A 2505-nucleotide genomic window follows, 5' to 3' on the forward strand; every position below is an offset into this window, starting at 1 on the left:
GGGTTACATCCGCAGCTCCTGGGTGCAGCACTTCACGCTGCCGCCGCCCTTGAGCAGCTCGCCCAGGTCCATCGGGACCGGCTCGAAGCCCCGGTCCCGCAGCGGGCCGAACAGCCCGGTCGCCGCCTGCGGCAGCAGCACGTGCCGGCCGTCGCTGACCGCGTTCAGCCCGAGCGCGGCCGCGTCCTCGGCGCCCGCGATCAGCGCGTCCGGGAAGAGCCGCCGCAGCACGGCCCGGCTGCCCGGGGAGAAGGCCTCCGGGTGGTACATCACCTCGTCGCCGTCCAGCACGCACAGCGCGGTGTCGAGGTGGTAGTACCGCGGGTCGACCAGGTCCAGTCCGATGACGGGCCGGCCGAAGAACTCCTGCGCCTCGTCGTGCGAGAGCGGGCTGGAGCGGAAGCCCCGCCCGGCCAGGATCCAGCTGGCCGTGACGGCGAAGTCGCCCTCCCCCTCGTTGACGTGGGCCGGCTCGTGCACGTCCCGGAAGCCGTTGGAGCGGAACCAGGCGCGGTGGATCTCCGCCTCGCCGGTGCGCTCCGCGTGCGCGAACCGGGCGCCGAGGACCCGGCCGTCGATGACGACGGCGCCGTTCGCGGCGAAGACCATGTCGGGGAGGCCCGGGTCCGGTTCCAGGGTCTCGACGGTGTGCCCGAGGGCGAGGTAGCGGTCCCTGAGGTCTTCCCACTGGGCCATGGCCAGGGGGAGGTCCACCGGTTTCGCGGGGTCCATCCACGGGTTGATGGAGTACGTGACCTTGAAGTGTGCCGGTGGGCACATCAGGTAGCGCCGGGGTGTGGCGTCTCTGCGCAAAGAAGGCTCCTCACGACTCACGGGACTGGTGGGTGAATCGTCTCTCCTCCGGGGGAGCCGCGCAGTGGACTGACCGGGTGATGTGCACATTGACTGAAAGACGAGATGTTCCGGTTGGTAATTTGTCCGAATGACCAGCAAGAACCCTGACGCGAAAGCCCCCGACGCGAGCCGCCGCAGCGAGCGCTCCCGGCAGGCCATCCTCGACGCGGCGCTCGCCCTGGTCGGCGAGGTCGGCTACAACAGGCTGACCGTCGAGGCGATCGCGGCCCGCGCCGGGGTGGGCAAGCAGACGATCTACCGGTGGTGGCCGTCGAAGGCGGCCGTCCTGCTGGACGCCTCGCTCGCACTCTCCGGCGAGGCCGCGGACGGGGGCGGCTGGACCGGCTTCCCCGACACAGGCGACCTCGCCGCCGACCTGAAGACCGTCATGCGGGCGACGGTCGACGAACTGTCCGACGAGAAGTACGCGGCACCCGCGCGCGCCCTCGCCGCCGCCGGGGCCACCGACCCCGACCTCGGCGCCCGCTTCACGGAGCAGCTGCTGGAACCCCAGCTCGCCCTCTACGAGGAGCGGCTGCGCTCCGCCCGCGAGGCCGGGCACATCCACCCCGGTGCGGACCTGCGGGTGGCCGTGGAAATGCTGGTGGGCCCCCTCACCTACCGCTGGCTGCTGCGCACGGGCCCTCTCACCCACGCCTTCGCGGACGAGATCGCCGACCGCGTCGTGGCGGGCATCGCCGCGCCCCCGCGCGACGAGTGACCTGACCGGGGGTGGCGAACGTCACCGACGCCGCCCTTCACGCCCCCCGGCCCACGATTGGCCGGATTTCGCCCGCAATGTGGCGACATTCCGGGCCTCGAACAGGGACCCGTCCTTGGGGAGAGCGGTCACCCGGACCGCAGGATGGTGGGACGATGTCAGGGTCTGCCGGGGCCAACGCTGAGGTGAGGGGATAGATGGGGTCTGAGTCCGGCCGCGTCAAACGCGGCGAGCAGAGCAGGATTTCGCAGTGGCTGCGCCGGCGCTCGAAGTCCGCGCCGGAGGACCCCGGCCGGGTACGCGAGGCACTGCTGCTCTCCGTGGCCGCGGCGGGCCTGCCGCTCGCCCCTGCCGCCCACCCCGTCGGCTACCGGTGCTCCTGCGACCGGATCGGCTGCCCCACTCCCGCGCGGCACCCCCTCTCCTTCGCCTGGCAGACCCAGTCGACCACCGACCGGGCCCAGGTCGAACGCTGGGCGCGCAACCAGCCCCAGGCCAACTTCATCACCGCGACCGGCATGGTCCACGACGTCCTGGACGTCCCCCTGGAAGCCGGCGCCGAGGCCCTCGAACGCCTCCTCGCGGCCGGCATCGACGTCGGCCCGGTCGCCGAGTCGGGCGGCACGGGCGACCAGGCCCGCATGCTCTTCTTCACCGCCACCCGCGGCACCCCCGAGGACGAGGACGAGTGGTGGCCGTGCGAACTGGACTGCCACCCGGAAACGATGGACGAACACCCGGGCCTGCGCTGGCACTGCCGCGGCAGCTACGTCCTCGTCCCCCCGGCAGCCCTCCCCGGCGACCAGGCGGTGACCTGGATCCGCGGCATGGAACACCCCCTGCCCGACCCGCTGACCCTCCTGGAATCCCTGACGGACGCCTGCGCAGCCCACGCCACGACCCCGGCAACGGCCTGGCCCCTCCACCAC

General features: G+C 72.5%; 3 protein-coding genes. 2 read left to right on the forward strand and 1 reads right to left on the reverse strand.

Features of this window, described 5'->3' with window-relative positions; genetic code table 11:
• Positions 1-3 precede the first annotated feature (3 nt).
• Entirely contained in the window at positions 4-903 is a 900-nt protein-coding gene (gene ddaH / locus EF903_RS31560) for a dimethylargininase (protein WP_344334225.1), read from the reverse strand.
• 40 nt (positions 904-943) lie between these two features.
• Here ddaH and EF903_RS31565 point away from each other — a divergent pair, with 40 nt between their 5' ends.
• Together EF903_RS31565 and EF903_RS31570 are read left to right on the forward strand one after the other, a co-directional pair.
• Positions 944-1576, forward strand: coding sequence for a TetR/AcrR family transcriptional regulator (locus EF903_RS31565; protein WP_125548399.1), 633 nt, complete (start codon positions 944-946; stop codon positions 1574-1576).
• 197 nt (positions 1577-1773) lie between these two features.
• On the forward strand, positions 1774-2505 hold a 732-nt coding region (locus tag EF903_RS31570), incomplete at its 3' end, for a bifunctional DNA primase/polymerase (RefSeq protein ID WP_148142630.1).

The organism is Streptomyces sp. WAC05292 (assembly GCF_003949955.1).
GTDB classification, from domain to species: Bacteria; Actinomycetota; Actinomycetes; order Streptomycetales; family Streptomycetaceae; genus Streptomyces; species Streptomyces globosus.